31 protein-coding genes and 3 tRNA genes are annotated in these 22561 nt (G+C 72.5%); 20 read left to right on the top strand and 14 right to left on the bottom strand.

The window, feature by feature from the left end; all coding sequences use genetic code 11:
• Nucleotides 1-38: 38 nt before the first annotated feature.
• The gene (locus HF526_RS35775) at nt 39-773 is read right to left on the bottom strand and encodes an excalibur calcium-binding domain-containing protein (protein ID WP_239029205.1); all 735 of its coding nucleotides are present in this window, start codon (nt 771-773) and stop codon (nt 39-41) included.
• 185 nt (nt 774-958) lie between these two features.
• Here HF526_RS35775 and HF526_RS27190 point away from each other — a divergent pair, with 185 nt between their 5' ends.
• Together HF526_RS27190 and HF526_RS27185 are read left to right on the top strand one after the other, a co-directional pair.
• On the top strand, nt 959-2194 hold the full coding sequence (locus tag HF526_RS27190) for a serine hydrolase (protein ID WP_169384423.1): 1236 nt from the start codon (nt 959-961) through the stop codon (nt 2192-2194).
• The gene (locus HF526_RS27185) at nt 2194-2589 is read left to right on the top strand and encodes a phage holin family protein (protein ID WP_169384422.1); all 396 of its coding nucleotides are present in this window, start codon (nt 2194-2196) and stop codon (nt 2587-2589) included. Before HF526_RS27190 ends, HF526_RS27185 begins: the two co-directional genes overlap by 1 nt.
• Nucleotides 2590-2643: 54 nt before the next feature.
• On the opposite strand, the gene tenA is transcribed toward HF526_RS27185, so the two are convergent.
• Nucleotides 2644-3345 carry a thiaminase II gene (tenA, locus tag HF526_RS27180; RefSeq protein WP_338051780.1) on the bottom strand — a complete coding sequence of 234 codons (702 nt, stop codon included), beginning with the start codon at nt 3343-3345 and terminating at the stop codon, nt 2644-2646.
• A gap of 240 nt (nt 3346-3585) precedes the next feature.
• On the opposite strand from tenA, the gene HF526_RS27175 reads away from it, so the two are divergent.
• Nucleotides 3586-3801: a hypothetical protein gene (locus HF526_RS27175; RefSeq protein WP_338051779.1), complete on the top strand. Its 216-nt coding sequence runs from the start codon at nt 3586-3588 to the stop codon at nt 3799-3801.
• Between the two features lie 37 nt (nt 3802-3838).
• On the opposite strand, the gene HF526_RS27170 is transcribed toward HF526_RS27175, so the two are convergent.
• The 4 genes from HF526_RS27170 to HF526_RS27155 form a co-directional block, all read right to left on the bottom strand.
• On the bottom strand, nt 3839-4144 hold the full coding sequence (locus tag HF526_RS27170; protein WP_169384421.1) for a hypothetical protein: 306 nt from the start codon (nt 4142-4144) through the stop codon (nt 3839-3841).
• Nucleotides 4145-4281: 137 nt separating this feature from the next.
• The gene (locus HF526_RS27165) at nt 4282-5967 is read right to left on the bottom strand and encodes a class I adenylate-forming enzyme family protein (RefSeq protein ID WP_211177862.1); all 1686 of its coding nucleotides are present in this window, start codon (nt 5965-5967) and stop codon (nt 4282-4284) included.
• 26 nt (nt 5968-5993) lie between these two features.
• Nucleotides 5994-7274 (bottom strand): cytochrome P450, encoded by a 1281-nt coding sequence (locus HF526_RS27160; protein WP_169384419.1) that lies wholly within the window; start codon nt 7272-7274, stop codon nt 5994-5996.
• A 45-nt stretch (nt 7275-7319) separates the two neighbouring features.
• Nucleotides 7320-7790: a hypothetical protein gene (locus HF526_RS27155; protein ID WP_169384418.1), complete on the bottom strand. Its 471-nt coding sequence runs from the start codon at nt 7788-7790 to the stop codon at nt 7320-7322.
• Between the two features lie 83 nt (nt 7791-7873).
• On the opposite strand from HF526_RS27155, the gene HF526_RS27150 reads away from it, so the two are divergent.
• The gene (locus tag HF526_RS27150) at nt 7874-8098 is read left to right on the top strand and encodes a hypothetical protein (protein WP_169384417.1); all 225 of its coding nucleotides are present in this window, start codon (nt 7874-7876) and stop codon (nt 8096-8098) included.
• A 15-nt stretch (nt 8099-8113) separates the two neighbouring features.
• Here the strand turns inward: HF526_RS27150 and rpmF are convergent, their stop codons facing one another.
• The gene (gene rpmF / locus HF526_RS27145) at nt 8114-8284 is read right to left on the bottom strand and encodes a 50S ribosomal protein L32 (protein ID WP_169384416.1); all 171 of its coding nucleotides are present in this window, start codon (nt 8282-8284) and stop codon (nt 8114-8116) included.
• Nucleotides 8284-9558 (bottom strand): ribosome hibernation factor-recruiting GTPase MRF, encoded by a 1275-nt coding sequence (mrf, locus tag HF526_RS27140; RefSeq protein ID WP_338051778.1) that lies wholly within the window; start codon nt 9556-9558, stop codon nt 8284-8286. Before mrf ends, rpmF begins: the two co-directional genes overlap by 1 nt.
• 96 nt (nt 9559-9654) lie before the next feature.
• Between mrf and rpmG (HF526_RS27135) the strand changes: the two genes are divergently transcribed.
• From rpmG (HF526_RS27135) to HF526_RS27090, 10 genes are all read left to right on the top strand, one after another.
• A complete protein-coding gene (gene rpmG / locus HF526_RS27135) occupies nt 9655-9819 on the top strand; it encodes a 50S ribosomal protein L33 (RefSeq protein ID WP_169384415.1) in 165 nt (54 codons plus the stop codon).
• Nucleotides 9820-9822: 3 nt separating this feature from the next.
• Nucleotides 9823-10062 (top strand): 30S ribosomal protein S18, encoded by a 240-nt coding sequence (gene rpsR / locus HF526_RS27130; protein WP_169384414.1) that lies wholly within the window; start codon nt 9823-9825, stop codon nt 10060-10062.
• 7 nt (nt 10063-10069) lie between these two features.
• Nucleotides 10070-10306 carry a 50S ribosomal protein L28 gene (rpmB, locus tag HF526_RS27125; protein WP_169384413.1) on the top strand — a complete coding sequence of 79 codons (237 nt, stop codon included), beginning with the start codon at nt 10070-10072 and terminating at the stop codon, nt 10304-10306.
• Entirely contained in the window at nt 10306-10611 is a 306-nt protein-coding gene (gene rpsN, locus HF526_RS27120) for a 30S ribosomal protein S14 (RefSeq protein WP_169384412.1), read from the top strand. Before rpmB ends, rpsN begins: the two co-directional genes overlap by 1 nt.
• Before the next feature lie 188 nt (nt 10612-10799).
• Nucleotides 10800-10872: transfer RNA gene (locus tag HF526_RS27115), tRNA-Thr, on the top strand.
• 31 nt (nt 10873-10903) lie between these two features.
• Nucleotides 10904-10979: transfer RNA gene (locus tag HF526_RS27110), tRNA-Met, on the top strand.
• A 39-nt stretch (nt 10980-11018) separates the two neighbouring features.
• Entirely contained in the window at nt 11019-11186 is a 168-nt protein-coding gene (gene rpmG, locus HF526_RS27105; protein ID WP_169384411.1) for a 50S ribosomal protein L33, read from the top strand.
• Between the two features lie 2 nt (nt 11187-11188).
• The gene (locus HF526_RS27100; protein WP_169384410.1) at nt 11189-11632 is read left to right on the top strand and encodes an FAS1-like dehydratase domain-containing protein; all 444 of its coding nucleotides are present in this window, start codon (nt 11189-11191) and stop codon (nt 11630-11632) included.
• A complete protein-coding gene (locus HF526_RS27095) occupies nt 11629-12069 on the top strand; it encodes a MaoC family dehydratase (protein ID WP_169384409.1) in 441 nt (146 codons plus the stop codon). Before HF526_RS27100 ends, HF526_RS27095 begins: the two co-directional genes overlap by 4 nt.
• Before the next feature lie 86 nt (nt 12070-12155).
• Complete coding sequence (locus tag HF526_RS27090) at nt 12156-12311, top strand: hypothetical protein (protein ID WP_169384408.1); 156 nt, start codon at nt 12156-12158, stop codon at nt 12309-12311.
• Nucleotides 12312-12419: 108 nt separating this feature from the next.
• On the opposite strand, the gene HF526_RS27085 is transcribed toward HF526_RS27090, so the two are convergent.
• Nucleotides 12420-13646 (bottom strand): pyridoxal phosphate-dependent aminotransferase, encoded by a 1227-nt coding sequence (locus HF526_RS27085; protein WP_169384407.1) that lies wholly within the window; start codon nt 13644-13646, stop codon nt 12420-12422.
• Between the two features lie 180 nt (nt 13647-13826).
• On the opposite strand from HF526_RS27085, the gene HF526_RS27080 reads away from it, so the two are divergent.
• The 5 genes from HF526_RS27080 (at nt 13827) to rplA (ending at nt 16604) form a co-directional block, all read left to right on the top strand.
• Nucleotides 13827-13902, top strand: a tRNA-Trp gene (locus HF526_RS27080).
• An 82-nt stretch (nt 13903-13984) separates the two neighbouring features.
• A complete protein-coding gene (gene secE / locus HF526_RS37105) occupies nt 13985-14323 on the top strand; it encodes a preprotein translocase subunit SecE (protein ID WP_169384406.1) in 339 nt (112 codons plus the stop codon).
• 46 nt (nt 14324-14369) lie between these two features.
• The gene (nusG, locus tag HF526_RS27070) at nt 14370-15272 is read left to right on the top strand and encodes a transcription termination/antitermination protein NusG (RefSeq protein WP_169384405.1); all 903 of its coding nucleotides are present in this window, start codon (nt 14370-14372) and stop codon (nt 15270-15272) included.
• A gap of 73 nt (nt 15273-15345) precedes the next feature.
• Complete coding sequence (gene rplK / locus HF526_RS27065; RefSeq protein ID WP_169384404.1) at nt 15346-15780, top strand: 50S ribosomal protein L11; 435 nt, start codon at nt 15346-15348, stop codon at nt 15778-15780.
• Between the two features lie 98 nt (nt 15781-15878).
• Nucleotides 15879-16604 carry a 50S ribosomal protein L1 gene (gene rplA, locus HF526_RS27060; RefSeq protein WP_169384403.1) on the top strand — a complete coding sequence of 242 codons (726 nt, stop codon included), beginning with the start codon at nt 15879-15881 and terminating at the stop codon, nt 16602-16604.
• A gap of 116 nt (nt 16605-16720) precedes the next feature.
• Here the strand turns inward: rplA and HF526_RS27055 are convergent, their stop codons facing one another.
• The 5 genes from HF526_RS27055 to HF526_RS27035 form a co-directional block, all read right to left on the bottom strand.
• Entirely contained in the window at nt 16721-17815 is a 1095-nt protein-coding gene (locus HF526_RS27055; protein ID WP_169384402.1) for a CoA transferase, read from the bottom strand.
• A 63-nt stretch (nt 17816-17878) separates the two neighbouring features.
• Complete coding sequence (gene yczR, locus HF526_RS27050) at nt 17879-19375, bottom strand: MocR-like transcription factor YczR (protein ID WP_338051776.1); 1497 nt, start codon at nt 19373-19375, stop codon at nt 17879-17881.
• A 260-nt stretch (nt 19376-19635) separates the two neighbouring features.
• Complete coding sequence (locus HF526_RS27045; RefSeq protein WP_169384400.1) at nt 19636-19923, bottom strand: hypothetical protein; 288 nt, start codon at nt 19921-19923, stop codon at nt 19636-19638.
• Nucleotides 19924-20026: 103 nt separating this feature from the next.
• The gene (locus HF526_RS27040) at nt 20027-20437 is read right to left on the bottom strand and encodes a sterol carrier protein (protein ID WP_169384399.1); all 411 of its coding nucleotides are present in this window, start codon (nt 20435-20437) and stop codon (nt 20027-20029) included.
• A 116-nt stretch (nt 20438-20553) separates the two neighbouring features.
• Entirely contained in the window at nt 20554-21216 is a 663-nt protein-coding gene (locus tag HF526_RS27035) for a response regulator (protein ID WP_169384398.1), read from the bottom strand.
• A 51-nt stretch (nt 21217-21267) separates the two neighbouring features.
• Between HF526_RS27035 and HF526_RS27030 the strand changes: the two genes are divergently transcribed.
• Nucleotides 21268-22561, top strand: a 1294-nt coding sequence (locus HF526_RS27030; RefSeq protein ID WP_169384397.1) for a sensor histidine kinase, incomplete at its 3' end; no start/stop codon positions are given.

Here is a 22561-nt window from a genome sequence, read left to right as displayed (position 1 = left end):
CGGGGTCGCGCACCCCGGGCGGGCCGCGCCGTGGAGCACTACTCGCAGGCGACACCGTCGCCGTCGCGGTCCAGGCCGGCGCGGTAGCCGGGGTCGCCCCGGTGCAGTGGGGCCGCACCGGCGGACTTCGCTGCCGCACAGTTGGCGTAGTAGGCCGACGCCGGGACCGGTTCCGCAGCGGCGGGGGCGGGTGCGGCGGTGCGGGGGGCCGCGGCGCGCGGGGCGACGGCCTGCGGCGCGACGGTGGCCCGGGGTGCGGCGGGCCGGGCGGCGGCGGACTGCGGCACGGCCGCCTGCGCGGCGGCGGACTGCGGCACGGCCGCCTGCGCGGCGGCGGTCGGCGCGGTCTCGACCGGGGCCGCGGCGGTGGCCGGGGGCAGCGCGACGACGGGCGCCGGCGCCACCGTCGCGGCCGGGGTGGCCGACGGCGTGGCGGCCGCGCCGGACGGCGGCACCGCGCCGGTGGCCTGCAGGACCCCGCCGAGCACGACCAGGCCCACGAACAGCCCGATCACCGCGATCACCGTTCGTGTGATCACCCGGCGCCACCGCGGGCCCGCCGGTACCGGCGTCGCGACGGCGGGAGCGAGCATGGTCGGGTGGCCGCCCGGCGGGTAGAGGGCCGCCGGCCCGGTCGCGGCAGGACCGGGCACCCGGTAGCCGCCGGACGGAGCGCCCGGGTGCCCGATCCGGGGCAGCGGAATCGTCGCCGGCTCGATCTCCCGCGGACGGGTGGTCGTGGCGGCAGCGGGACGGTGCGGAGGCATCGACATGGTCTCACCCGGGTGCGGTCGAGGGGGTCGGCGCGCTGCTGCGGCGCCGTACACCCCGTCGTCGACGTCCCCGAAGGTCCCGTTAGCCCGGATCGTCACGGCTCGTCAGAATTGATGACGGCGTCGTCCGGCGGCCGCGAATCGCGTGCCCACTCGACCGAATCGCCGCGGGTAGTGTCCGCTGTGTGACCGAGCTGAAGGTGGAAGTGGATGCTGCGGAGGTCGGCTTCGACGCCGACCGGTTGCGCCGGATCGACACACATTTCCGGCGCTATGTGGACGACAGCCGGTTGGCCGGATGGGCGATCGCGGTCGCGCGGCGCGGCCGGGTCGCGCACCTGAGCCATTACGGGCGCCGCGACGTCGAGGCCGGCCTGCCGGTCGAGGGCGACACCATCTGGCGCATCTACTCGATGACCAAGCCGATCACCTCGGTGGCGGCGCTGATGCTCTACGAGCAGGGCGCGCTGGAACTGACCGACCCGGTGTCGCGCTACATCCCGTCGTTCGCCGACCTGCGCGTCTACAAGGCCGGGTCGGCGCTCAACCCGGCGACCACGCCGGTGACCGAGCCGATCCGGGTGTGGCACCTGCTCACCCACACCGCCGGGCTCACCTACGGGTTCCACCACGCCCACCCGGTGGACGAGATGTACCGGCTGAAGGGCTTCGAGTTCGGCGCCCCCCGCGGGATGGACCTCGCCGCGGTCTGCGACGCCTACGCGCAACTGCCGCTGCTGTTCCAGCCGGGCTCGGAGTGGAACTACTCGGTGGCCACCGACGTGCTGGGCCGGGTCGTCGAGGTGGCCTCCGGCCAGTCGCTCGACCGGTTCTTCGCCGAGCGGATCTTCGGCCCGCTCGGCATGACCGAGACCGCCTTCTCCGTCACCACCCCGGAGGGGCTCGCCCGGCTCGCGAGCCTCTACGTGCCCCGGCCGGGCGGCGGCCTGGTCCGCAACAGCGCGATGGGTGACGCGATCACCCGCGAGCCCACCATGCTGTCCGGCGGTGGCGGGCTGGCCTCGACCGCCTACGACTACCACCGGTTCACGCAGATGCTCGCCGGTGGCGGCGAGCTCGACGGTGAGCGCCTGCTCAGCCCGCGGACCGTCCGGTTCATGACGCGCAACCACCTGCCCGGCAACGCCGAGCTGGACACGTTCGGGCGGCCGATCTTCTCGGAGTCGTCGTTCGCCGGGGTCGGATTCGGTCTCGGCTTCTCCGTCGTGACCGACCCGGCGGCGGGCAAGGTGCTGACCAATGCCGGCGAGTACGCCTGGGGTGGGCTGGCCAGCACGGCGTTCTACGTCGATCCGGTCGAGGAGATCACCGCACTGTTCTTCACCCAGCTCATGCCGTCGAGCACCTATCCGATCCGCTCGCAGCTGCGGGCGCTGGTCAACCAGGCGCTGGTGGACTGATGCCGAACGCACTCGCTCTGACGATCCGGGTCGCGGTCGTCGCCGTCGCGCTGTGGGTGGCCACCGCGCTGATCACCGGCATCGAGCTCGGCGGCGGCACCACCGCCGGACGGGCCGGCACCCTGATCGTCGTCGCGATCATCTTCGGGCTGGTCAACGCGGTGCTCAAGCCGATCATCAAGGTGGTCGGCTGTCCGCTGTACATCCTCACCCTGGGACTGGTCGGCCTCGTGGTGAACGCGCTGCTGTTCATGCTCGTCGGCTACCTGTCGACGAGGCTCGGGCTGCCGTTCCACGTCGACGGGTTCTGGGCAGGGTTCTGGGGCGCGATCATCGTCGCCGTGGTCGCGTTCGTCCTGCACCTGATCATCCCCGACCGCTTCGATCAGCGCTGACGCGCCCGTGCGCGGTAAGTGGTGCCGGAGCACCACTTACCGCGCACGAGGGTTTCACACGGGCCAGGTCTCGCGGCGGTACCCGGCGTCCCAGAACATCCACTCGTAGCGCGACGTCGTGGTGAAGTGCTCGCGCATCAGCCCGAACTCGCGCGCCGAGAGCTCGGCCCCGATCCGGTCGGTCAGTGCCAGCACCTCGGCGACCACGGTCTGGAAGTCCTCGCCGCCGTACATGGCGATCCACCGGGCGTAGAGCGGGTTCGGCGAGCTACGGGCCAGCAACTCCTCGCCGACCCGGGCGTAGATCCAGTAGCAGGGCAGCACCGCGCCCACGGCCTCGGCGAAGGATCCGCTCTGCGTGGTCGCCATCAGGTAGCTCACGTAAGCCCGGGTCGTCGGCGCGACCGGCTCCGCCACCGCCTCCGCTGCGGAGCTGCCCATCTCGCCCATCAGCGCCGCGTGCAGATCCTGCTCGGCGGCGACTGCGCCGGCGGCGTGCCGGGCGAACATCATGGTGTCCTGCTCGGTCGGCGCCTTGGCCGCGCACACCGCGAGCGCCCGCGCGTAGCCGCGCAGATAGTGCGCGTCCTGCACGATGTAATGCCGGAACGACTCCCGGGGCAGCGTGCCGTCGGTCAGCCCCGCGATGAACGGGTGTGCCAGCACGGCGGCGTAGATGTCCTCGATGTCCGACCACAGCAGCTCGGTGGTGTGCAGCGTCGGGGACGTCCTGGCAGCGGTCTCGGAGATGGCCACGAACGTCAGGCTATCCCGGGGGCAGACGGTGTGAGCCTGATCAGAGGTGGGTACAGACGCCTTGCGGTTGACATGGGTGCGTGAACGGTTCACGTACCCGGTATCGCCCGGTGAGCTTCATCACTCTTCGGTGCGATACGAACGGGCGGCCAACGCGAGGCTTCACGATGGTGCCCAGAGAACGGCGACTCAGCGCCGAGACGCGCCGGACCGCAGTGTGCAACGCGGAGGTGAGTCGAAGTGAGCCCCGTTCCCATGGACCATCACGAGAAGATGCGGCTGCGGGCCGCCGCTTTCAGGGTGACACGTCTGTATCCCGGCCCGGTCGGCGAGATGCTCTCCCGGGAGTTGCTGACCTGGGAGGAGTTCGGCTACCGGCTCGGTGGCGGCCAACTCGTCATGCGCCTGGTCGACCACGTGCTGAAGACGCCGCTGGCTCAGAGCGAAGCAGCCTGACCCGGTCCGCCGTCGGCGCCGCCCCCGGCGCCGGCGGTCACGGGCCGGGCTCGCCCAGCGTCGCGGTCTGCAGGGCACCGGCCGCGCCGGTCAACGGCGTGCCGTCGGCGAGCCCGCCGATGGCTCCGGCGACGACCAGCAGGGCGGCCAGCGTGACCAGGCTGCCCAGCCGGCCCACGATGTCGATCGCGGTGCCCAGGCGGGCCCGTCGCGGCGTCGCGACCCGGTACCGGCCGACGTCGGCCGCGGCCGGTTCCGGCGGCCGCGACACGCTGTGGGGGGCGACGGGCCGGAAGGCCGGCAGCGTGGCGGGAGAAGGCGGCAGAACGCGCGGTGTCGGCATGACGGACCACCTGACTGGCTCATCGGGGGAACAGGGGTGGTGGCCGCCCAGGCGGCCGATGTCCGGTCCGGTTCGCGCGTGCCGGGTGTCCGTACACCTGCCACATCGCCGCCCGACATCCGGGCGTTAACCAGCTGTCACCCGAACGGGTCGGTCCCGCCGATGCGTCCCGTCAGCCGCTCCCTGAGCTCGCGCTTGAGCACCTTGCCGGCCGCCGACACCGGGATCTCGTCGACGAGCAGGATCTCCCGCAGCCGCTTGTAGGGCAGCACCTGCTCGTTGATCGTCTCCAACAGCTTCTGCGCCCCGCCGGCATCCAGCGACGGCGCCACGACGAACGCCACCGGCAGCTCCCCGACGTCCGGATCCGGACGCCCGACCACGGCCGCGCCGGTCACGCCGGGCTGGGCGAAGAGCAGCTCCTCCAGCTCGCGCGGGTACACGTTGTAGCCCTTGTAGAGCAGCATGTCCTTCTTGCGGTCGACGATGCTGAGGTAGCCGTCGGCGTCCAGCACGCCGACGTCGCCGGTGTGCAGCCAGCCGTCGACGAGCGTGGCGGCCGTCTCCTCCGGGCGGTTGCGGTAGCCGGTCATCACCTGCGGGCCGCGGATGCACACCTCGCCGGGCTCACCGGCCGGGAGCTCGTTGCCGGCGTCGTCGAGGATGCGGACCTCGGTGTCGTAGACCGGGAGCCCCACGGTGCCCACCTTGCGCACGGCCGACCGTGCCGCCGGGCCGATCGTGGCGCCCATGGTCACCTCGGTCAGCCCGTAGCCCTCGGAGATCACCACGTCCGCACCGAACCGGCGGTGCAGCGCCTGGATCATCTCCACCGGCAGCGGGGCCGCGCCGGAGGTGAGCCCGCGTACCGACGACAGGTCGCGGGTGGCGAAGTCGGGGTGCCGCAGCAACGCCGCGTACAGCGGCGGGGCGCCGCTCATCCCGGTGACCCGCAACCGCTCGGCGTCGGCCAGGTAGGCGCCGGGGTCGAAGCGGTCGTGCAGCACCGTGGTGCTGCCGGTCAGCATCGGCACGTTCAGCCCGCCGATCGTGCCCATGGCGTGGAACCACGGCGTGAGGTTGATCGAGACGCCGGTGCCGAGCCGGACCGGGTACTCGTCGGCCGGGGAGGTCTGCTCGAGCCGGAGCCCGCCCTCGGCGTCGACCGCCGGTGTCGAGCCGGTGCCCCAGCACGCGTACTGCAGGGCGTTCACCACGACGTTGCGGTGCGGCAGCTGCACACCCTTGGACCGCCCGGTGGTCCCGCCGGTGTAGGCCAGGTGCGCGAGGTCGCCCACGACGTCGATCTCGACCGCCGGGGCGAGGGTGGCGGCGCCGGCGTGGAACGCCTCGAAGTCGATCCCGCCCCGGACCCCGGAGGTGTCGACCCGGTGGGCGGGGTCGAGCGCCTGCTCCCGGTCGGTGAGCAGCACCAGCCCGATCGCGGTGCGATCCTGCACCGCGGCCAGCGCCGGCGCGGCGGGTCCCCAGCTGACGGCGGCCACGGCCCCGGAGTCGGCGAGCTGGGCGGCCAGGTCGGCCGGCGGCAGCAACGGGTTGGTCGGCGAGAACGCGGCGCCGGCCATGAGGATCCCGTAGTAGGCGATCGCGTACTGCGGGCAGTTCGGCAGGTGGATCGCGACGACGTCGCCGCGGCCCACGCCCGCCTCCCGCAGGGCGTTGGCGAAGGCCCCGGCGCGCTCGTACAGCTGCGCGAAGCTCAGCTCACGTCCGTAGTAGTGCAGCGCGGGGCGCTCGCCGTACCGCCGGGCCGCGCCGGCGAGGATCGCGCCGACTCCGACGACGGGGTAGTCCAGGCTCAAACCGGTGTGCTCCCTCTGGTCGGTGGTCACCGGGCGCCGCCCGGTGTGAAGGCGACCGGCAGGTGCTTGATGCCGTTGATGAACATCGAGCGCAGCCGCTGCGGCTCGCCGGTCGCGTGGATGTCCGGGATGCGGGTCAGCAGCTCGCGGAACATCACCGACATCTCGCGGCGGGCCAGGTGTGCGCCGAGGCAGAAATGCGGCCCGGCGCCGCCAAACCCGACGTGCGGGTTCGGGAAGCGCCGCAGGTCGAGCCCGTCGGGGTCGGTGAAGTGTTGTGGATCCCGGTTGGCCGCCCAGTAGAACAGCGCGACCTTGTCCCCGGCGCTCATCGGCTTGCCGCCGAGCACCGCGTCGGTCTCCAACGTGCGCCGCATGAAGATCACCGGAGAAGCCCAGCGGACGATCTCGTCGACCGCGGTCGGGGTCACGCCGTCGAGGTCGGCCAGCCACGCCGCGCGCTGGTCGGGGTGCTCGGTGAGCAGGTGGATGCCCCAGCTGATCGCATTGCGGGTGGTCTCGTTGCCGGCCACCACGAGCAGGATGAAGAAGCTGGCGAGCTCGTCGGGGGTGAGCCGCTCGCCGTCGATCTCCGCGTTGACCAGGGCCGAGGTGACGTCGCCGGTCGGGGTCTTCATGCGGTGCTCGCCCAGGTCGCGCATCAGCCCGGCGAGGTCGGCGCCGGCCTGCAACAACGCGACGGCGATGTTCTCCGCATCCGGGACGTACTCCGGGTCGGACGCGCCCAGGATGACGTTGGAACGGTCGAACACGAACTCGTACTGGCTCTCCGGCACGCCCATCATGTCGCAGACGATCTTCAGTGGGAGCCGGGCGGAGATCGCGGTGACGGCGTCGCACTCGCCGGCGTCGATGATGTCGTCGACGATCGCGCGGGCGGTCCGCTCGACCTCGTCGGTGAGCATCGCGAGACGCCGCGGGGTGAACCCGCGGGAGACGATCCGGCGCAGCCGGGCGTGCCGCGGATCGTCCATGTTGATCATCGATCCGAAGAACTCGAGGAACTCCGCCGGCATGTCGGCGATGGACGTCGAGCCGCGGCCGGAGGTGAAGATCTGCGGGTTGCGGCTGGCCTCCACGACGTCGTCGAGACGGGTCAGCGCGTAGAAGCCGGGACCCGGCTGGACGTAGGTGAACTCCGGCTCGGGATAGAACGGGATCGCGTCGGTCTCGCGCAGGGCCGCGAACCCGGCTGCCCGCTCGATGATCGGCGCGGTCCAGAACCCGTCGATGTCGGACAGGTCGACCCGGTCGGGCCGCGTGGTCGTCACATCCGGCGGCGTCATCGCCGTCCCTCCCCGTCTCCTGCTGAGCGGACGCGGCCACGATAGTTACCGCGCGGTAGGACGTGAGCAACCTAACCCCCGCGTCGGCCCGGCTCCCGGGTAAGCACCCGCTCGGAGTAACGGCCCGGGCGTGCCGCTCCAGGTGGTGCCGGTGGCCGCGGCCCGCTTCTCGCCGGCGTAGAACTCGGCGCCTGCCCCGGCCAGCCGACCGGCGTCGAGCAGGGAGATGCCGAGGTTGTAGTAGCTGCGCAGCTCGACGCTGAGGTTGCCGGACGCGCGTGCGAGGCCCTTGGCCTCGGCGAGGCGCGCCCGCGGCTGATCGCTGCGGCCCAGGTGCTCCTCGTAGACCGACACCGTGACCAACGCGTCGGCTTCCCCCGACAGCAGCACGGCGCAGGCGCGACCGGCCGCCGCCCGGTCCAGCGCCGCAGACAGGGCACGGACCTCGGGGCGGCGGCCGACCAGGGGAACCCCCCATCCGAGCCGCGGCCCGCGGGTCGTGCTTGCACGGCACACCGACAATCGGCCTCGCTGTTTCGCGCGGGGCCGACGTGCGGGCACGGCTGCGCAGCGGCTCGCGGGGCCGGAGGTTCAGGCGCATGATCAGCATCACGGGCCCGGCGGCGGGCCGCCCGGGCGAGCTTGGCCAACCGGAAGCGCTCGGCGTCGGCGAGCAGACGCTCGCGATGGGCGGTGACCTCGGCGGCGAGGTGATGGTGCGCGAACATGCCTCAACGCTTGTGCTGAGGGCCCTCCCGCCGCATCGGACGATCACGTCGTCGTGGCCGGGCCGACCCCTTACCGCGGTCCGTCAGCGCGGGTAAGGGGCCCGGCGGCGGTCACTCCGGCGGCGGGAGGAGGCCGCGCCGGTAGGCCGGCACCAGCCGGCGCGGCACCAGGTGCCGGCGGCCCGCGATGGTGATCGGCACCAGGTCGGGCGGGGTGGCCTTCCACTGGGCCCGCCTGCTGCGGGTGTTCGAGCGCGACGTGCGTCGTTTGGGGACCGCCATCAGTCGTCCTCTCCTCGGTTGTCCTGTTCCACGGAGACAGTCAGGTCGTCCGCCTCCGCCGTGCCGTCGCGGCACGGGTCCTCGTGGCACCAGCCGAACGGGTCGGGCAGGGCGCTCCACGCCGCCTCCCCGGCGGCCAGTTCGGCGTCGGTGAGCAGGGCCTCCCGCAGGACGACGTCGATCTCGTCCGGGTCGGCGTCGTGGCTGAGGACGACGAGGTCCTGGGCGCGGTCGCCGAAGCGCGGGTCCCAGCCCAGCGACGCCATCGCCCGGCGCTCCGGGGCGACCCGCTCCCAGGCCCGGGCGTCCTGCCCGGCGAGCCACTCACCGGCGTAGCCGATCTGCAGCCCGCCACCCGCCGACTCCAGCCAGAGCACGGCCTCCGGGCGGGTCGCCAGCCAGATCCGGCCGCGGGTGCGCACCACACCATCGAGCAGCACGTCGATCGCGTCGTGCAGCCGCTCCGGATGGAACGGGCGGCGGGCGCTGAACAGCAGCAGCCGCACCCCGCAGTCCGGGTTGAGCGGCGGGCGGCCGCGCAGCAGCGGGGCGTGCACGTCGTCGGGGCGGCCGCGGCGGGCCTCGGCGGGCAGCTCGGTGAGCAGCACCCGCTCGTCGAGCTCGGCCAGGCGCAGCCGCAGCGCGGCGGGGGACAGCCGGGCGAGCACGGCGTCGGTGCGGGCCATCTCCCAGCCCTCGGCGCTGCCGGTGTAGACGATGAGGTCGGCGAACTCCGCCTGGCCGACGGCGACCTGGGCGACCGTGCGCTCGTCGTCGGGCAGCCCGGTCATGCCCCGCTCCGCGAGCGTCTCGTCGCTCGTCGCGTCGTCCAGCCAGCCGCTCGCGTGCACGGTGGTGATCACCCCGCGCAGGTCGACGACGTCGGCGACCGCCTGGCCGTCGACGAGCACGTGGCTCAGCGACCAGCAGACCTCCTCGGGCTCCAGCACGGGATCGAGGTGCAGCACGACGCGCTGCACGGTCCCGGCCAGCCGCCGCAACGTCGGCAGCAGGTCCTCGCGCAGCGTGCAGGAGACGCAGCCGTGGGCCAGCTCGAGCGTGGTGGTGGTGTCCGAGTCGGCGTCACGGAGTCGCCGGTGCAGCAGGCCGCGGTCGACCTCGCGCAGGTCGTGGTGCACGACGACGACCGCCGGGTCGGTGCTGCGGATCAGGCCGATCACCTGCTCCACCCCGCCAGGGGTCAGGCCGGTGAGCACGAGCAGCTCGGTGGGGGGTCGGGGCCCGGCCTCGGCCGGGCCTACATCGGAGGGCACGGGAGGTTTCCTCCTGTGAGTGGTGGGAACGAAGGGCGGCTGATGAGGTGTTAGCCTAGATGAAAATGAATGTCATGTGTGAGAGGAGGGGTCGAGGTGGCCAAGAGCGTGCTGCGGCCGATCGTCAAGCTGCGGTCGACGGCCGGAACCGGCGTGACCTATGTGACCCGTAAGAACCGGCGTAACCATCCCGACCGGCTCGTGCTGCGCAAGTACGACTGGCGGATCCGTCGCCACGTCGAGTTCAGAGAGGAGCGCTGAGTCATGCCCGGCCCGCCGCGCCGTCCGCCGAAGCGCAAGGTCAACCCGCTGTACGTCAAACGGGTCAAGGAGGTCGACTGGAAGGACGTGACGCTGTTGCGCCAATTCATCTCCGACCGCGGCAAGATCCGAGCCCGCCGGGTGACCGGCCTCACGCCGCAGCAGCAGCGCGAGGTCGCTCGGGCGATCAAGAACGCCCGGGAGATGGCTCTGTTGCCCTATCCCAACGCCGGACGAGGGTGAGCGCGCGATGTCCCGTCGTTGTCAGCTGACCGGGCGTGAGCCCGGCTTCGGCAAGAGCGTGTCGCACTCGCACCGCCGGACGAACCGCCGGTGGGACCCGAACGTGCACGAGAAGCGGTACTGGCTGCCCTCGGAGAACCGCACGGTGCGGCTGCGACTCAGTGCCAAGGGGATGAAGACCGTCGACAAGATCGGCATCGAGGCCGCGGTCGCGCGGATCCGGGCCCGTGGGGAGAAGGTCTGATGGCCACCAAGGCGAAGATCGCGCGCAACGAGCAGCGCCGGCGCATCGTCGCGAAGTACGCCGAACGGCGCGCCGAGCTGAAGAAGATCATCGCCCGGCCGAGCACCGACCCGCAGGCGCGCGCGGCCGCCGAGCGGGAACTGCGCAAGATGCCGCGCGACGCGAGTCCGACCCGGATTCGCAACCGCGACTCCGTCGACGGCCGGCCGCGCGCGTACTACCGCGCGTTCGGGGTGTCCCGGATCCGGCTCCGCGAGCTCGCGCACGAGGGCGCCTTGCCCGGGGTTCGTAAGTCGAGCTGGTGACGTGCCGCCGGGCCGCGCGGGGCGGTCTGTCCCCGCCGGCCCGGTATCCCGCCCGACCGCACCGTATCTGCAGGTCGGCGACCTTCCAGGCGGGTTGATGACCCCGGATTTCATAGCGGGGTGCGGGGTTGTGTAGCATCGTTCAGGTCAGCCGGGAGGCCACAGAGTGACCCCTGGAAGGCCATGCCGCCCCTTTAGCTCAGTCGGCAGAGCGTCTCCATGGTAAGGAGAAGGTCTACGGTTCGATTCCGTAAAGGGGCTCGAGCGAGACGGTAGTGAGATGTCTCGCGAAAGCGGTGTAGCTCAGTCGGTAGAGCAAGCGGCTCATAATCGCTGTGTCGCCGGTTCAAGTCCGGCCACCGCTACCAGACTGACGAGAAGACGAAGGCAAGCAGGAGGCACCCGCGATGGCCAAGGCCACCGACGTTCGGCCGAAGATCACGCTGGCGTGCGAGCAGTGCAAGCACCGCAACTACATCACCAAGAAGAACCGTCGGAACGACCCCGACCGGCTCGCGGTCAAGAAGTTCTGCCCGAACTGCAACACGCACCGGGAACACCGCGAGACCCGCTGAGCGTGCCCGACGAGTCCTACGTCGGTCGGCAGTTGCCGCCGTCGCCGACCTATCGGGTCGGCCGGGAGAAGATCCGCGAGTTCGCCACCGCGATCGGCGAGGACTCCCCGCTGTGTCACGACCCGGCCGCCGCCCACGCGGCCGGGTACCCCGACCTCGTCGCGCCGCCCACCTTCTCGGTGTCGTTCACGATGCCGCTGATCGAGGCGTTCCTGCGCGATCCCGACTTCGGGTGGGACTACGGCCGCATGGTGCACGGTGACCAGGGCATCACGCTGCACCGTCCGATCCACGGTGGCGACGAGCTCGTCACCACGATCCACGTCGAGGACCTGCGCAGTCGCGCCGGCAGCCACATGCTGACCCTGCGCTGTGAGGTCGCCGACGTCGCCGGTGCCCCGGTCGCGACCACCCGGGCGCTGCTCGTCACCCAGGCGGCGTCATGACCGTCGATCCTGCGAAGGTCGCCGTCGGCGACCAGCTGCCCGCGCTGGATCTGCGGGTCACCCGGGCTGACCTGGTCCGGTACGCCGGCGCGTCCGGCGACTTCAATCCGATCCACTGGAACGACCGCACAGCGGTCCAGGTGGGGCTGCCCGGCGTCATCGCGCACGGGATGCTGACCATGGCGCTGGCCGGTCGGCTCGTCACCCGCTGGGTGGGTGATCCCGGCGCGGTCCGCAGCTACGGGGTCCGGTTCACCCGGCCCGTGGTGGTTCCTGACGACGACGAGGGCGCGCTGCTCGAGCTGACCGGAAAGGTGGCCGAACTGCGCGATTCGGACACCGGTGGCGCCCGAATCGCGAAGATCGACATCACCGCCCGGTTCGACGGCAAGACCGTCCTCGGCCGGGCCACGGCCGAGGTCGCCCTCCCCGACTGAGTGGTCAGCCCGCCGCTCGACGCGCCCCGCCCCGGGGTGGGTTGATGCTGCCCGCGTCACCCACCGGATGCAGGAGGGAGTAGGGCGTGAACTTCGGCAAGCTCGTGGACAAGGCTTGGGAAGGCAAGGCCGCTGCGGAGGTCCTCAAGGCTCCGCCGTCGGCCCTGGAGGGCCTCACCGAGAAGCACGACGAGCAGTTGCAGGCGTTCGGGATCACGACCATCGAGGATCTCGCGAACTGAAAGTACGCCCGACGGGCCGCGGCGCTCGCGGCGCTGGCCGACACCGACACGTGACGAGATGAGGAAGGGGCGGGCGCGATCGGCGCCCGCCCCTTCGTCGTCCGTGCGTTACTTGGCCTCGGCGAGCAGCTCGGCCATCCGGCCCACGCCGGTGCGCAGGTCGTCGTCGCCGAGGGCGTAGGAGAGCCGGAAGAAGCCCGGGGTGCCGAACGCCTCACCCGGGACCACGGCGACCTCGGCGTGCTCGAGCACCGCGGCGGCCAGCTCGACGCTGCTCTGCGGGCGGCTGCCGCGGATCTCCCTGCCGATCAGCTCCTGCACCGACGGGTAGGCGTAGAACGCCCCCCGCGGGGTCGGGACCTGCACGCCGGGGATCGCGGCCAGCAGTTCCACCATCAGCCGCCGGCGCCGGTCGAACGCCGCGCGCATCTCCGCCACGGCGTCCAGCGGCCCGGAGACGGCCTCCAGTGCCGCCCGCTGCGACACGTTGGCGACGTTGGAGCTCAGGTGGCTCTGCAGGTTGGTCGCAGCCTTGATGACGTCGGCGGGGCCGGCCATCCAGCCGACCCGCCAGCCGGTCATCGCGTAGGTCTTGGCGACGCCGTTGAGCACGACGCAGCGGTCCGCGAGGTCCGGCACCGCGACCGGCATCGAGACGGCCTCGGCGCCGTCGTAGACCAGGTGCTCGTAGATCTCGTCGGTGATCACCCAGATGTCGTTCTCGACGGCCCAGCGGCCGACGGCCTCGGTCAGCTCACGGGACGCGACCGCGCCGGTCGGGTTCGACGGCGAGCACCACAGCAGCACCTTGGTGCGCTCGGTGCGGGCGGCGTCGAGCTGCTCGACCGAGGGCATGTAGTCCGCCTCCGGGCCGGTCTGCACGACCACCGGGACACCGCCGGCCAGCGCGATCGCCTCCGGGTAGGTGGTCCAGTACGGCGCGGGCAGCAGCACCTCGTCGCCCGGGTCGAGCAGGGTGGCGAAGGCCTGGTAGACGGCCTGCTTGCCGCCGTTGGTGACGAGCACCTGGTTCGCGGCGATGTCGTAGCCGGAGTCGCGCTTGGTCTTCACGGCGATCGCCTCGCGCAGCTCGGGCAGACCGGCGGCGGGGGAGTAGCGGTGGTTGCGCGGGTCGGCGCAGGCGGCCTGGGCGGCGGCGACGATGGCGTCCGGGGTCGGGAAGTCGGGCTCGCCGGCACCGAAGCCGATGACCGGCCGGCCCGCCGCCTTGAGCGCCTTGGCCTTCGCGTCGACCGCCAACGTGGCGGACTCGGTGATGCCGCCGATCCGGGCGGAGATCCGGGGTCGGGTGGACGTGGACGAAGCGGTGGCCATGGGCCCATCCTCTCGCACGGCGCGACCGCTCCCGCCAGGGGGTTTCGGGTCGCGCGCCGCGCCGGGAGGCGTGCGATTTCGGGCAGGGCGCACCGGTGCCGTACACTCAACGAGCCGGGTACATCGAGTTGGTTCGGTGTGCCCGCTCCGCGTCGGCCAGGAAGGGCGCGGAGCTGGTCTAGGGGTGTAGCTCAACTGGCAGAGCAGCGGTCTCCAAAACCGCAGGTTGCAGGTTCAAGTCCTGTCACCCCTGCCATCGTGACAAGTACGGAAGACAAGTACGGAGAGCGTGGGCGAGCAGCGAGCAGCACGTGCTCGATGCGGGCGGAGGACAGGGCGTGAGCGAGGAGCGCGAGTCGGGTCGGGCCGGGCGGGAGCGCCCGAGCACCGCAGCCGACCGTCGTGGGCGGCGCGCCGCCCCGGCGCCCGCCGGTGACTCCAAGGGCCGGCCCACGCCGGTCCGGGACGCCGGTCCGGCCAGGCGGTCGCTGCCGAGCCGTGTCGCCCGCTTCCTGCGGGAGGTCGTCGCCGAGCTCCGCAAGGTGATCTGGCCGACCCGCAAGGAATTGGTGACCTACACGATCGTCGTGCTGGTCTTCGTGTCGTTCATGGTCGCGCTCGTGGCGCTGCTGGACTACGTGTTCGGGCAGGCCGTGATGTTCCTGTTCGGCACCTGACCGGGCGCCGATCGAGCGCGACGCAGACGAAGGAAGCGAGACGTACGTGACCTCCCCAGACGGCGGCCAGCGGCTGACCGACAGCGAACTCGAGGCCAACGAGGCCGACGAGGCCGCCATCGACGCCGCGACCGAAGACGGCGACGCCGAGCCCGAGGACGCGTCCGTGCAGGACGTGGACGTCGAAGCCGCACACGGCGAGGACGCCGCGTCCGACACCTACACCGACGAGTCCGACATCGAGACCCCCGGTGCCGCGGCCGAGACCATCGAGGCCGGGGCTGCGGAGACCGCCGAGGCGGGTGACGCCGAGGGCGCCCAGGAGGGCGAGGCGGCCGAGGTCGACCCGGCCGAGGAACTGCGCGCGGCGCTGCGGCGGGCCCCGGGTGAGTGGTACGTCGTGCACTCCTACGCCGGCTACGAGAACAAGGTGAAGGCCAACCTCGAGACCCGGGTGCAGACCCTGGACGTCGAGGACTACATCTTCCAGGTCGAGGTGCCCACCGAAGAGGTCACCGAGATCAAGAACGGCCAGCGCAAGCAGGTCCAGCGCAAGGTGCTGCCGGGCTACATCCTGGTTCGGATGGAGCTCAACGACCAGTCGTGGGGCGCGGTCCGGAACACCCCGGGCGTCACCGGCTTCGTCGGCGCCACGTCGCGCCCGTCGCCGCTGAGCATCGACGACGTGGTCAAGTTCCTGCTCCCGAAGACCGAGCAGCCCAAGCAGGCCGCCGCCAAGTCCGGTGCGGCCGCGAGCGCGGGCAAGAGCCCGGTCGAGGTCGACTTCGAGGTGGGCGAGTCGGTCACCGTGATGGACGGCCCCTTCGCGACGCTCCCGGCGACGATCAACGAGGTCAACGTCGACGCACAGAAGCTGAAGGTGCTGGTGTCCATCTTCGGCCGGGAGACCCCGGTCGAGCTGGCCTTCAGCCAGGTCTCGAAGATCTGACCCGAAGCCGACACTGTTCTCCGCCGCGGCAGGCAGGTCCGCGGTGCGCACGTACCGATTAACGAGGAACGAGATGCCCCCCAAGAAGCGGAAGCTCTCCGCGATCATCAAGCTCCAGATCAAGGCCGGCGCGGCGACCCCCGCGCCGCCGGTCGGCCCCGCGCTCGGTCAGCACGGTGTCAACATCATGGAGTTCTGCAAGGCCTACAACGCCGCCACCGAGTCCCAGCGCGGCGACGTGGTGCCGGTCGAGATCTCGGTGTACGAGGACCGCTCGTTCACCTTCGAGCTCAAGACCCCGCCCGCCGCGAGGCTGCTGCTCAAGGCGGCAGGCGTGGAGAAGGGCAGCGGCGAGCCGCACAGCAAGAAGGTCGCCACGGTGACCATGGACCAGGTGCGGGAGATCGCGCAGACCAAGATGCGTGACCTCAACGCCAACGACCTGGACCAGGCCGCGAAGATCATCGCCGGCACGGCGCGCTCGATGGGCATCAACGTCGCCCCCTGAGCGTTGCGCGAGAGCACGCGTGGGAGAGCTGAGCGCGGCTCGCACCACGACCTGACCAGCGGCCACCAGGTGGCCGCAGACCATGAAGGAGGTCAGAAATGACCAAGCGCAGCAAGAACTATCTCAAGGCCGCCGAGCTGGTCGACCGAGAGCGGCTGTACACCCCGCTCGAGGCCGCCGCCCTGGCCAAGGAGACCGCGGCCAACTTCAAGATCGATGCGACCGTCGAGGTCGCGATGCGCCTGGGCGTCGACCCGCGCAAGGCCGACCAGATGGTGCGCGGCACCGTGAACCTGCCGCACGGTACCGGCAAGACCGTCCGCGTCATCGTCTTCGCCACCGCGGACAAGGCCGCCGCCGCCGAGGCCGCCGGCGCCGACGTCGTGGGCTCCGACGACCTGATCGAGCGCATCCAGGGGGGCTGGCTGGAGTTCGACGCCGCCATCGCGACCCCGGACCAGATGGCCAAGGTCGGGCGCATCGCCCGCATCCTCGGCCCGCGTGGCCTGATGCCGAACCCCAAGACCGGCACCGTGACCCCGGACGTCGCGAAGGCGGTCCAGGACATCAAGGGCGGCAAGGTCAGCTTCCGGGTGGACAAGCAGGCCAACCTGCACATGGCGATCGGCAAGGCGTCGTTCGACACCGAGAAGCTGGTGGAGAACTACGGCGCCGCGCTGGACGAGATCCTGCGGGCCAAGCCGTCCGCCGCCAAGGGCCGGTACATCAAGAAGATCACGGTCTCCACCACCACGGGTCCGGGCATCGCGGTCGACCCGAACCGGACCCGCAACCTGCTCGTCGACGAGGCGCCCAGCGTCTGATCGACCCCTCTGCCGCACCTGGGCCCGAGCCCGGTCGGAGGAACCTGCCCGACCGCACCCCCGTCGTGTTCCCGCGACGGGGGTGCGGTCGTCTCCGGGGCCCGTTGCCGGGGGGCTCAGGCCCAGTCGGCGAGCACCGACTCGACGTCCTCGGCCTCGCGCGGCTTCTCCGGCACCGCTGTCGTGGTGCGGGAGAACCGGGGCGCAGGTGCGGCCTGCGGTACGCCGTCGGGGGCGATGATCGTGTTGCGCGCGGCCAGGTGCGGGTGCTCGGCCACCTCGCCGAACGCGAGCACCGGCGTCACGCAGGCGTCGACGTCGGCGAAGGCGGCCGCCCACTCGTCGCGGGTCCGGGTGGCGAAGGTCTCGGCGAACCGGGCCCGCACCGTCGGCCAGCCCTGCGGGTCGAACTGCTGGGGCAGGTCGTCGGCGCTGATTCCCAGGCCCTCGAGCAGCTTCGCGTAGAACTGCGGCTCGATCGCTCCGACGGCGACATGCTTGCCGTCGGAGCAGGTGTAGGTGTCGTAGAACGGGGCGTGCCCGTCGAGCAGGTTGGCGTCGCGCTCGTCGGTCCAGAGCTTCTGGGCGAGCATCGACCACACCATCTGCACGAGGACGCTGGCACCGTCGACCATCGCCGCGTCGACGACCTGCCCCTCCCCGGAGCTCTTCGTCTCCCACAGCGCCGCCAGCACGCCGATGACCAGCAGCATCGATCCACCGCCGAAGTCACCGACGAGGTTGAGCGGCGGCACCGGGCGCTCGCCGCCACGGCCGATCGCGTGCAGCGCGCCGGTCAGCGAGATGTAGTTGATGTCGTGACCCGCGCGCTGGGCCAGCGGACCCTCCTGGCCCCAGCCGGTCATCCGGGCGTAGACGAGCTTGGGGTTGCGGGCGTGGCAGTCCGCCGGACCGACCCCCAGCCGCTCGGTGACCCCGGGCCGGTAGCCCTCGAGCAGCACGTCGGCGTGCTCGACCAGGCGCAGTACGGTCTCCTTGCCGGCCGGGTCCTTGAGGTCGGCGGCGACCCGGCGCCGGCCGCGCAGGGTCGGGTCGGCGTCGGGCGAGCCGAGCTGCAGACCGCCGGGACGGTCGACGCGGACCACGTCGGCGCCCAGGTCGGCCAGGATCATCGCGGCGTGCGGTCCCGGCCCGATCCCCGCCAGCTCGACGACCCGCAGTCCGGCGAGCGGTCCGCTCCGTGTTCTCACGCAAACCTCCACTTGATCGACCTGATTCGGACTCTACGACAGGCAGTTGCCGCCCCGGGCGTCTCACGCCACGGCGACGGGTTCGGCTTCGGCGGGCCCGGTGGCGCCCAATCCGTGCCAGGCGGTCGCGAGCCCGGCCAGCGCGGGTTCCACCCGGTCCCGGCGCAGCGTGTACGGCAGCCGCAGGTACCGCTCGAACGCTCCGTCCAGCCCGAACCTCGGCCCGGCGGCGAGCAGCACGCCCAGCCGCCGGGCGGAGCCGGCGAGCCGGCTGGAGACGGGGGCGCCGAGATCGAGCCACAGACTCAGCCCGCCCGCCGGGCGCACCGCCCGCCAGCCGGGGAACAGCTCGGCGAGCCGGCCGAGCAGGTGGTCGCGCGCGTCGGCGAGATCGGCGCGCCGGGTCGCGCCGATCGTGTCGATGTCGGCCAGCAGGCGGGCCGTGACGAGCTGGTCGAGGACGGCGCCGCCGAGGTCGGTCGCGGGACGCAGCGCGGCGATCCGGCGGACCATGGCGGCCGAGGTGCGGATCCAGCCGATGCGCAGCCCGCCCCAGAACACCTTGCTGGCCGAGCCCACGGTGAGCACGAGCGGGGAGTCCTCGGCGCCGTGCGCCGCGAACGGCCGCGGCGGTCCGACCGGCCCGGGCCCCGCGTCCGGCCCGGGCAGCGGCAGCTCGGTGAGGGTCTCGTCGACCAGCAGCGGGGTGCCGGTGCGCCGGGCCAGGCCGACGAGCTCGGCGCGGTGGGCGTCGTCCATGAGAGCGCCGGTCGGGTTCTGGAAGTCCGGGATGAGGTAGGCGAGCCGGGGCGCGCCGTCCCGCACGGCTGCGGTGAACAGCTCCAGGTCCCACACACCCTCGGGGCCGAGCGCGACCGGGACGCAGCGCCCGCTGCGGGCCCGGATCGCGTCGAGCGCGTTGGGGTAGGTCGGGTGTTCGACGAGCACCCGGTCGCCGGGGCTGGTCAGTGCACCCAGCACCAGCGCGATCGCGTGCTGGGCGCCTGCGGTGACCAGGATCTGGTCGGCGGTGGTGGGCAGTCCGCGCGCGGTGAACCGGTGGGCGATGGCCGCGCGCAGCACCGGCAGCCCGAGGAGGTGGTAACCGTGCCCGCCGAGGTGGCCGTCGAGGTCGGTGAGGGCCGCGGCCGCGGCCCGGCGGATCTCGTCGGTGGGCGCGGGCAGCGCGGCGTGGGCGAGGTCGAACAGGGTGTCGTCGGTGTGCGGGGAGAACGGTGCGACCGCCGTGGCGGGCGTCCCGGGCTGCGGGTCGGGCAGCCGGGTCCAGCTGCCCGACCCGCGGCGGCTGTGCAGGAAGCCGGCCGCGCGCAGGGCGTCGTAGGCGCCTGCCACGGTCGTGCGGCTGACGTCGAGCGCCGCCGCCAGCTCGCGCTCGGCGGGGACCCGTGTCTGCAGCGGCAGCCGGCCGTCGAGCACGAGCAGCCGGATCCGCTCGCTCAGCGCCGCGGCCAGGTGCCGCCCGGTGGCCGGCCGCCAGCCGCCGAGCAGCCGGGCGAAGCTCCGGGCGCTGATCCGGCGCTCGATGTCGTCGCGGTCCACAGGTCCACTCTCCCGCAATTGGCCATGGATGAGCGAGCCAATGCTACTCACCATCGGGTCATGGACATGCCACTGTGGCTGGTTCTGATCCTCGTCGCGGGGACGGCGCTGACAGCACCCCGCTACGGCGCCGACAGCCGGGACGGCGCCGACTGGCGCCCGGGCAGTGCCGGACCGCTTCCGGCGCGGGCACCCGTGCGCCGGCACACCGTCGGCGGCGACCTGGCCGCGCTAGGCCGGTGGCTCCGGCCGGGCAGGGGTCAGCGAGCCCACTCCCAGTACCCGCGGGCGAAGACCTGCAGCGTGTGCCCGCCCTCGTCGCGGCGCTCCGCGCTGTAGTGGTAGCGGCCGGCCTGCCAGTCGTCGTGGGCGGCGACGACGTCGAGGTACGCCGCCGCCCAGTCCTGCCAGGTCGTCGTGTCCGTGGGCAACGGGTCCGGGGCGTCGCAGATGACCTCGGTGAACGGGCGGAGCTGCCCGCGCAGCGGGGTCCACATCTGCACCTCGAGCCACACCACGTCCATCGTTCCCCCGCCCACCCGGCTCACCGACCTGGAGTATCAGGCCGGCGTGCCGGGCCGGCGGGATGGAGCCGATCACGTCATCACATCGGGTGGTGCCGAACGGTCCCGAGCGAGGGCGCGTGGAACCTCAGGCGTTGAGCAGGTCGGCGCGTCCGGCCGACTCGAGGCTCTGCTTGTACGGGCCGAACAGGCCCTTGGCCAGCGGCAGCACCTTGAGCAGCTTGGCCACCGGGCCCTTGGCGCGCACCTGGCCCTTGGCCAGGGCCACCGGCAGTACGACCTTGCCCAGCCAGAACCGGTTGCCGGTGTCGGCGCTCATGAACAGCTCGACGTTCGGCTCCGGGCCCTCGCCGGCCCCGGTGTGCAGCTCCGCGTTCGGCATGTCGACCGTGATCACGGCGTCCGGGTCCGAGTAGGTGATCCGCAGGACCACTCCCGACGGGCGGAGTTTCTCCACCAGCGCCGGGTCCTGCATACCGAGGCGGAACACCCCGCCCAGGAACTCGTAGACCTCTGCTTCGTCCTTGAACGCCGCCACGTCGCAGCTCCTCCCGATCATGCGCCGACATCGGCCGGTCCCGGCCGACGCGCAGTCTGGCGCACCACGGCGGCCCGGCACGACACCTCGATCGGGCCATGCTTGGCCCGCGCGGGTCAGCGGGCCCGGTCGTCGTCGAGCAGTCCGCAGCGCCCGGCGAGCGCCGCGGCCTCGATCCGGTTCGCCGCACCCAGCTTGTGCAGCAACGACGCGATCATGCGCTTGGCGGTGCGTTCGCTGACGAGCATCGGCCGGGCGATCTCGCTGGTCTCCAGGCCGCGGGCGAGCAGCGTCCACAGCTCGATCTCGCGCGGCCCCAACCGTTCGGTCAGACCGTCGACGGTGCGGTCGGACGCGGAGAGCAGGGCGTCGAGCAGTTCGGGGCGCAGCACCCGCACCCCCGCCACGATGGCCAGCAGAGGCGCGACGAGGACCTCCGGGTCGGCCGACTTGCCGAGGTAGCCGTCGGCGCCGGCGCGCAACGCCGCGGCGGCGAGGCTCAGGTCCTCGGTGCCTGACAGCGCCAGCACCCGCGTCGCCGGGTAGGCGGCCTTGATCCGCCGGATGGTCTCCACCCCGCCGAGCGGGGGCAGCGCGAGATCGACGATCGCGATGTCGGCCCGGTGCCTGCCGACCAGCGCGACGGCCTCCTCGCCCGCCGTCACCGACCCGGCGACGGTGAACGTGTCGCCGGCCCGCGACTCCAGCAGCAGGGCGAGGCCCTGGGCGAACAACGCGTGGTCGTCCACGATGACCACCACATGCCGACCGTCCTGCACGAACCGGACTCTAATCTCGTCGGTCCGACCCCCTTCACCGAGGAGCAGCCCATGACGGCCGCCGGCGATCTGTTCCCCGACGACCCGGGCCACGAGGACGGGCTGGCCGAGGAGGAGCGCACGGCGTCGATCATCCGGCTGCTCGTGGTCGGGGCGGTCGCGCTGGCACTGCTCGTCGGACCGGAGCTGGCCCGGGGCCGGCTCGTCGCGGCGTGGGTGCTGGTGATCGTGACGGCCTGCTACGCGGTCGTGCTGCTCGACGTGGGACGCCGCGGTCGCCGGCTGGCGCCGCCGTGGCTGATCACCGCGGTGGACGGGGTGGTGCTGCTGATGGCCTGCGGGTGGACCGGGGGCGCGAACAGCATCATGGTCGCGGCGCTGCCGCTCGTCGCGATCGCGGCGGCGGTCCGCGGCGGGGTGGTGCCCGGCAGGCTGGGTGCGCTGGGGCTGGGCGCGGGGTTCACCGTCGCGTCGGTGCTTGGCTCGGACCCGGGCGTGCCCCTCGCGCAACGGCTGCTTTCCGGGGCCTGGTGGACCGGGTTCCTCGTCGCGAGCGCCGTGCTGGTCGGGGTGCTGGTCCGGATGCTGGAGCGTCAGCTGCACGCCGCGGCGGTGTCCCGGGCCCGGGCGTACGCCGAGCACGAGAAGTTCCTGTCCGAACGGGAGCTGCGGGCCCAGCTGCTCGCCGCGCAGCAGGCCCGGCTCGACGGCGTCCGGGTCGTGCTGCACGAGTTCCGCACCCCCGTCGCGTCGCTGACGGCGCTCACCACGGACCTGGCCGCCGACCGGCTGTCCGGGCCGTCCCGGCGGGCGGCGGTCGCGCTGCTCGCCGAGCACGCTGTGCACCTGCGGGACATGCTCGACGGCCTGGCCGACCTCGCGGTCCAGGACGGCAGTCCGCTCGGCCGGGTCCGGGAGCGCCGGGTCGGGCTCGCCGAGCTGGCCGACGCCGTGCTCGACGCGGCCGGCGTCGAACCCGACCGGCGGGCGCCGGCCGTGACCCCACCCGGGGCCGCGGTGCGCTGCGACCCGCAGCGGTTGCGCCGGGTGCTCACGAACCTGGTGGAGAACGCCGCGCGGCACAGCGGGTCCGCCCCGGTCGAGCTTGACCTGGCCTACCGCGACGCGCGGCTGGTCGCCGAAGTCCGCGACCGCGGGCCCGGGTTGCCGCCGGGCCAGGAGGGCGTGGTGACGGCGAAGGGCGTCGCGTTGGGGGAGCGCCGTGGCACCGCCGGCCTCGGCCTGTGGATCGTCGAGGCGCTCGTCGCCGCGATGGACGGCGAGCTGAGCCTGTTGCCCCGCGACGGCGGCGGCCTGATCGCCCGCCTCGCCCTCCCCCTGCCCC

Source organism: Pseudonocardia acidicola (genome assembly GCF_012911935.1).
Classification (GTDB): Bacteria; Actinomycetota; Actinomycetes; order Mycobacteriales; family Pseudonocardiaceae; genus Pseudonocardia; species Pseudonocardia acidicola.
Note: the sequence above shows the minus strand (reverse complement) of the source record. Positions and strands in the feature narration are given on the sequence as shown.